The organism is Streptomyces sp. NPDC002588, assembly GCF_040295925.1.
Classification (GTDB): domain Bacteria; phylum Actinomycetota; class Actinomycetes; order Streptomycetales; family Streptomycetaceae; genus Streptomyces.
Map to the genome: position 1 here is coordinate 116,934 of NZ_JBEOWF010000031.1, position 6,469 is coordinate 123,402.

Here is a 6,469-nt window from a genome sequence, read left to right on the forward strand (position 1 = left end):
CCGATGCCGAAGACGGCCGCGCGGCCGCCCGCCCCGGCGGTCGCCGTACGCCCCGCCGAGGCGCCGCCCCCGACGAGGGGACGGGGGCGGCGCCGCCTCCTCGACCAGCTCCACGCCTACGCGTTCCTGCTCGGCGGGCTGGTCTGCTTCGCGCTGTTCTCCTGGTACCCGGCGATCCGCGCGGTGGTCATCGCCTTTCAGAAGTACACGCCGGGTTCGGCCCCCCAGTGGGTCGGCACCGCCAACTTCACCCGGGTCCTGCACGACCCGGAGTTCACCGCCGCCTGGCGCAACACGCTCACCTTCACCCTGCTGGCCCTGCTCATCGGCTTCGCGATCCCCTTCGTCCTCGCCCTGGTCCTGAACGAACTGCGGCACGCGAAGGCGTTCTTCCGGGTGGTGGTCTACCTGCCGGTGATGATCCCGCCGGTGGTCAGCGCCCTGCTGTGGAAGTGGTTCTACGATCCCGGCGCCGGCCTCGCCAACGAGGCGCTGCGCTTCCTCCACCTGCCCACCTCGAACTGGTCCAACGGCGCCGACACCGCCCTGGTCTCCCTGGTGATCGTGGCCACCTGGGCCAATCTGGGCGGCACCGTCCTGATCTACCTGGCCGCCCTGCAGTCCATCCCGGGCGAGCTGTACGAGGCCGCCGAACTCGACGGCGCGAACCTGCTCCAGCGCGTCCGGCACGTGACGATCCCCCAGACCCGGTTCGTCGTCCTCATGCTGATGCTCCTTCAGATCATCGCCACCATGCAGGTGTTCACCGAACCGTTCGTCATCACGGGCGGCGGCCCGGAGAACGCCACGGTGACCGTCCTCTACCTCATCTACAAGTACGCCTTCCTCTACAACGACTTCGGCGGCGCCTGCGCGCTGAGCGTGATGCTCCTCGTCCTGCTCGGCCTGTTCTCCGCCGGCTATCTGCGACTGACCCGGTCCCGGGAGGACGGATGAGCACCCGCACCCTGATCTCGCCCGCCACCCTGGCCCGCCCGCGCGGCAGAGCCGTGTACTGGACGGTGTTCACCGGTGTCGTCGTCCTGTTCGCGCTCGCCTTCCTGTTCCCCGTGTACTGGATGGTGACCGGCGCGATGAAGTCCCCCGACGAGGTCGCCCGCACCCCGCCCACCCTCGTGCCGGAGAGCTGGCACCTGTCCGGCTACACCGACGCCTGGCAGCTGATGGAGCTTCCGAAGCACCTGGGGAACACGGTGGTGCAGGCGGCCGGGGCCTGGGCCTTCCAACTGGTGTTCTGCACGGCCGCCGCCTACGCCCTGTCGAAGCTGCGGCCCGCCTTCGGCAAGGTGGTCCTCGGCGGCATCCTCGCCACGCTGATGGTCCCGGCGCAGGCGCTGGTCGTCCCCAGGTACCTGACCGTCGCCGACCTGCCGCTGATCCACACCAGCCTGCTCAACGACCCGCTCGGCATCTGGCTGCCGGCCGTCGCCAACGCCTTCAACCTCTACCTGCTCAAGCGGTTCTTCGACCAGTTGCCGCGCGATGTGCTGGAGGCCGCCGAGATCGACGGCGCCGGAAAGCTGCGCGTCCTTGTGTCCGTGGTGCTGCCCCTGTCCCGGCCGGTGCTCGGCGTGGTGTCGATCTTCGCGCTGGTCGCCGTCTGGCAGGACTTCCTGTGGCCGCTGATGGTCTTCTCCGACACCGACAAGCAGCCGATCAGCGTGGCTCTCGTCCAGTTGTCGCAGAACATCCAGCTGACCGTGCTCATCGCCGCGATGGTGATCGCGAGCATCCCGATGGTCGCGCTGTTCCTCGTCTTCCAGCGCCACATCATCGCCGGGATCAGCGCGGGCGGCACGAAGGGCTGACGCCGACGCCCCGTACGCAGACGCCCGTCTACAGAAAGGGAAGCCCAGTGGGACAGCCCACCCATGCCCGCGAGGACTGGTGGCGCTCCGCCGTCATCTACCAGGTGTACGTCCGCAGCTTCGCCGACGGGGACGGGGACGGCACCGGCGACCTCGCCGGCGTCCGCGCCAGGCTGCCGTATCTCGCCGAACTCGGCGTGGACGCCCTGTGGTTCAACCCCTGGTACCTGTCGCCGATGAGGGACGGCGGCTACGACGTCGCCGACTACCGGGCGATCGACCCGGCCTTCGGCACCCTCGCCGAGGCGGAGAAGCTCATCGCTGAGGCGCGGGAGCTGGGCATCCGCACCATCGTCGACATCGTGCCCAACCACGTGTCCGACCAACACCCCTGGTTCCGTGCCGCCCTGGCCGGCGGCCCCGAACGCGAGCTGTTCCACTTCCGCCCCGGCCGCGGTGAACTCCCGCCCAACGCATGGCGGTCGCAGTTCGGCGGACCCGCCTGGACCCGCGTCGACGACGGCGACTGGTATCTGCACCTCTTCGCCCCGGAGCAGCCCGACCTCGACTGGGCGCATCCGACGGTCCGTCAGGAGCACGAGGACATCCTGCGCTTCTGGTTCGAGCGGGGCGTCGCCGGGGTCCGTGTCGACTCCGCCGCTCTCCTCGCCAAGGACCCGCTCCTGCCGGACTTCGTCGAGGGCCGCGACCCGCATCCGTACGTCGACCGGGACGAACTGCACGACGTCTACCGCTCCTGGCGTGCCGTCGCCGACGAGTACGACGGGATCTTCGTCGGTGAGGTCTGGCTTCCCGACACCGACCGTTTCGCCCGATATCTCCGCCCGGACGAACTGCACACCGCCTTCAACTTCCCCTTCATGACCTGCCCCTGGGACGCGCGGCGGCTGCGCGCCTCCATCGACGGGACGCTGGCCGCGCACGCCCCGGTGGGCGCCCCCGCCACCTGGGTGCTGTGCAATCACGACGTCACCCGGACCGTCACCCGCTACGGCCGCGCGGACACCGGATTCGACTTCGCGGCCAAGGCCTTCGGCACACCGACCGACCTGGTCCTCGGCACCCGGCGTGCCAGGGCGGCGGCCCTGCTGTCGCTCGCCCTGCCGGGAGCCGTCTACGTCTACCAGGGCGAGGAACTCGCTCTGCCCGAGGCGGAGATACCGCTCGACCGCGTCGAGGACCCGATGCACTTCCGCTCCGGCGGCACCGACCCCGGCCGGGACGGCTGCCGGGTGCCCCTGCCCTGGGCGGCCGACGCCCCCCACACCGGGTTCGGCGGTGAGCCGTGGCTGCCGCAGCCCGCCGGCTGGGCCGAGTACGCCGCCGACCGCCAGGCTCGGGACCCCGACTCGATGCTCGGCCTGTACCGGCGGGCGATCCGGCTCCGCCCCGTGTTCGGCGACGGCCCCCTGACCTGGCGGCCCGCCCCCGAAGGCGTCCTCGCCTTCAGCCGCGCGGCAGGCACCACCTGCGTGGTGAACCTCGCCGAAACCGCGGCCGCGCTGCCTCCGCACTCCGAACTCCTGCTCGGCAGCGGCCCCTTGGACGACCGGGGCCGACTGCCCAAGGACACCGCGGTGTGGCTGCGCACCTGAGCCACCCGCGCCCCCACCCCCCACGACGAAGGGATCAGCACATGCACAGGCACATCCGCAGACCGTCGGCCATCGGTACGACCGGCTTACTGGCCGCAGGCCTGCTCGTCGCCCTCGGCGCACCCGGCGCCCACGCCGCCGCGGGCGCCTCACTGCCCCTCACCTCCGTCGAGGCCGAGTCCGCCGCCACCACCGGTACGAAGATCGGCCCCGACTACACGCAAGGCACCCTTGCCTCCGAGGCCTCCGGACGCCAGGCCGTCCGGCTCACCTCGGGCCAGCGGGTCGAGTTCACCGTGCCGCGCGCGGCCGACGCGGTGAACCTCGCCTACAGCGTCCCCGACGGCCAGTCCGGCACGCTGAACGTGTACGTCAACGGCACGAAGCTCGCGAAGACGGTCGCCGTGACCTCCAAGTACTCGTACATCGACACCAGCTGGATCCCCGGCGCGAAGACCCACCACTTCTTCGACGACGCCCGCCTGCTGCTGGGGCAGAACGTCCAGGCCGGCGACAAGGTCGCCTTCGAGTCGACCGGCACCCAGGTCACCGTCGACGTCGCCGACTTCGAGCAGGTCGCCGCGGCCGCCGCCCAGCCCGCCGGATCGGTGTCGGTCACCTCGAAGGGCGCCGACCCCAGCGGCAACGGCGACTCCACCCAGGCGTTCCGGGACGCCGTCGCGGCCGCCCAGGGCGGTGTCGTATGGATCCCGCCGGGCGACTACCGGCTCACCTCCTCCCTCAGCGGCGTACAGAACGTCACCCTCCTGGGCGCCGGCAGCTGGTACTCCGTCGTGCACACCTCCCGGTTCATCGACCAGACCGGCTCCTCCGGCAGCGTCCACATCAACGACTTCGCCGTACTGGGCGAGGTCACCGAGCGCGTCGACTCCAATCCGGACAACTTCGTCAACGGCTCGCTGGGACCGAACAGTTCGGTGTCCGGCATGTGGCTCCAGCACCTCAAGGTCGGCCTCTGGCTGACGGGAAACAACGACAACCTGGTCGTCGAGAACAACCGCATCCTCGACACCACCGCCGACGGCCTCAACCTCAACGGCAACGCACGCGGGGTCAGGGTCCGGGGCAACTTCCTGCGCAACCAGGGCGACGACGCCCTCGCCATGTGGTCCCTGTACTCCCCCGACACGAACTCCAGCTTCGAGAACAACACCATTTCGCAGCCCAACCTGGCCAACGGGATAGCGATCTACGGCGGTACCGACATCGCCGTGAAGAACAACCTGATCTCCGACACCAACGCCCTCGGCAGCGGCATCGCGATCTCCAACCAGAAGTTCCTGGACCCCTTCTACCCGCTGGCCGGCACCATCACCGTGGACGGCAACACCCTGGTGCGCGCCGGGGCCATGAACCCCAACTGGAACCACCCCATGGGCGCGCTGCGCGTCGACTCCTACGACAGTGCCGTCAACGCGACGGTCGCCATCACCAACACCACGATCACCGACAGCCCCTACAGCGCCTTCGAGTTCGTCTCCGGCGGCGGGCAGGGCTACCCCGTCCGCAACGTCACGGTGGACGGCGCCACGGTCACGGGCACCGGCACGGTGGTCGTCCAGGCGGAGGCACAGGGCGCGGCGACCTTCCGCAACGTCACCGCCGCCACGGTCGGCGCGGCGGGCGTCTACAACTGCCCCTACCCGGCGAGCTCCGGTTCCTTCACCCTCACCGACGGCGGCGGCAACTCCGGCTGGAACAGCACCTGGTCGGACTGCTCGACCTGGCCGCAGCCCGGCCAGGGCAACCCGGATCCCGACCCGGGCCGCAACCTCGCGAAGGGCCGCCCTGCCACCGCGACCGGCACACAGGACGTCTACGTTCCCGGCAATGCGGTCGACGGCGACGCGAACAGCTACTGGGAGTCCGCCAACAACGCCTTCCCGCAGTCCCTGACGGTCGACCTGGGCTCCTCCTACGCCGTGCGCCGCCTGGTCCTGAAGCTGCCGCCGTCGACCGCCTGGGGCGCCCGCACCCAGACGATCACCGTCCTCGGCAGCACCGACGGCACCACCTACTCCACGGTGACCGGCCCCACCGCGTACCGCTTCGACCCGGCCACCGGCAACACGGCCACCGTCTCCCTGCCCACCACCACGAACCTCCGCCACCTGCGCCTGACCGTCACCGCCAACACGGGCTGGCCGGCGGGCCAGTTCAGCGAGGTGGAGGCCTACCTGACCCAGTGATCCCCGCTCCGCCCCTGCCGGAGGACGGGGCAACCGGACCGGCTTCTCACGGCGCGACCGCGAACTGGCTGCCGGTCTTCTCCCCGTCCTCGGTGACGGCCGCGGCCACGCAGCGGAAGACACGCAGTCCCTTGTCCCATTCGAGCGCCGTGGGCGGGAGGACGTCGGTCCGCCACTGCGAGGCGATCTTCCGGCCCGCGGGGGCCATGGTCGCGGCCATGACCTTCTGGGAGCACAGCGCCTCGACGTCCGGGTGCTTGATCAGGTCCCGTGCGTTGTTCGTCATGCCGTCCGACGGCAGCGGGGCGATGGCGAACGTCTCCCACACGTGCCTGGCCCGGCAGTCCGCGCGGCTGACGGTGATGATGCCGGAGATGTCGGTGATGCCGCTCCAGCACTCGGGGCTCGCCACGCACCGGCCGCCGACGCCGTCGACCTTCGTCGCGGGGCAGTCGGCCGTCGTGGTGGCCACGCCGAAGCCGGACGTGGCCGCGTCCTTGGCGGCGGACGACGAGGTGGCCCCAGACGGGGAGGTCGCCGACGGGGAGTCCGCACGGTCGTCGTTCCCGTACGTCACCACGGTGACCGTCACGCTCACGGAGACCGCGACCGCGGCCAGTACGGCGATCAGCCCGCGGCGCCGGACGGTCCTCCCGCGCCCGGCGGGCGGCTCCGACACCGTCGGCACGGGCTCGGCGTCCCGGACGGGCGGGGTGTCCCGGACGGGCGGGGTGTCCCGGACGGGCGGGGTGTCCCGGACGGGCGGGGTGTCCCGGACGGGCGGGGTGTCCCGGACGGGCGGGGTGTCCCGGAC

At 71.0% G+C, this 6,469-nt stretch carries 4 protein-coding genes and 1 pseudogene; 4 read left to right on the plus strand and 1 reads right to left on the minus strand.

All coding sequences use genetic code 11. The features are described from left to right. Nucleotides 1-3 precede the first annotated feature (3 nt). From ABT057_RS31345 to ABT057_RS31360, 4 genes are read left to right on the plus strand one after another with little or no spacing between them, the layout of a single operon-like run. Nucleotides 4-957, plus strand: coding sequence for a carbohydrate ABC transporter permease (locus ABT057_RS31345; RefSeq protein WP_352347009.1), 954 nt, complete (start codon nt 4-6; stop codon nt 955-957). Further along, the gene (locus ABT057_RS31350; RefSeq protein ID WP_352347010.1) at nt 954-1,829 is read left to right on the plus strand and encodes a carbohydrate ABC transporter permease; all 876 of its coding nucleotides are present in this window, start codon (nt 954-956) and stop codon (nt 1,827-1,829) included. The genes ABT057_RS31345 and ABT057_RS31350 overlap by 4 nt, the downstream gene beginning before the upstream one ends. Nucleotides 1,830-1,876: 47 nt before the next feature. Then, nucleotides 1,877-3,445: a glycoside hydrolase family 13 protein gene (locus tag ABT057_RS31355; RefSeq protein ID WP_352347011.1), complete on the plus strand. Its 1,569-nt coding sequence runs from the start codon at nt 1,877-1,879 to the stop codon at nt 3,443-3,445. 41 nt (nt 3,446-3,486) lie between these two features. Further along, a complete protein-coding gene (locus ABT057_RS31360; protein WP_352347012.1) occupies nt 3,487-5,655 on the plus strand; it encodes a discoidin domain-containing protein in 2,169 nt (722 codons plus the stop codon). A gap of 46 nt (nt 5,656-5,701) precedes the next feature. Here the strand turns inward: ABT057_RS31360 and ABT057_RS31365 are convergent. Next, nucleotides 5,702-6,469 (minus strand): annotated as a pseudogene (locus tag ABT057_RS31365) (serine/threonine-protein kinase); the annotation flags it as partial.

What these genes read in the sequence shown, in the direction of transcription:
- ABT057_RS31345 (WP_352347009.1), top strand. Translation starts at nt 4, where the DNA reads ATGCCGAAGACGGCCGCGCGGCCGCCCGCCCCGGCGGTCGCCGTACGC.
- ABT057_RS31350 (WP_352347010.1), top strand. Translation starts at nt 954, where the DNA reads ATGAGCACCCGCACCCTGATCTCGCCCGCCACCCTGGCCCGCCCGCGC.
- ABT057_RS31360 (WP_352347012.1), top strand. Translation starts at nt 3,487, where the DNA reads ATGCACAGGCACATCCGCAGACCGTCGGCCATCGGTACGACCGGCTTA.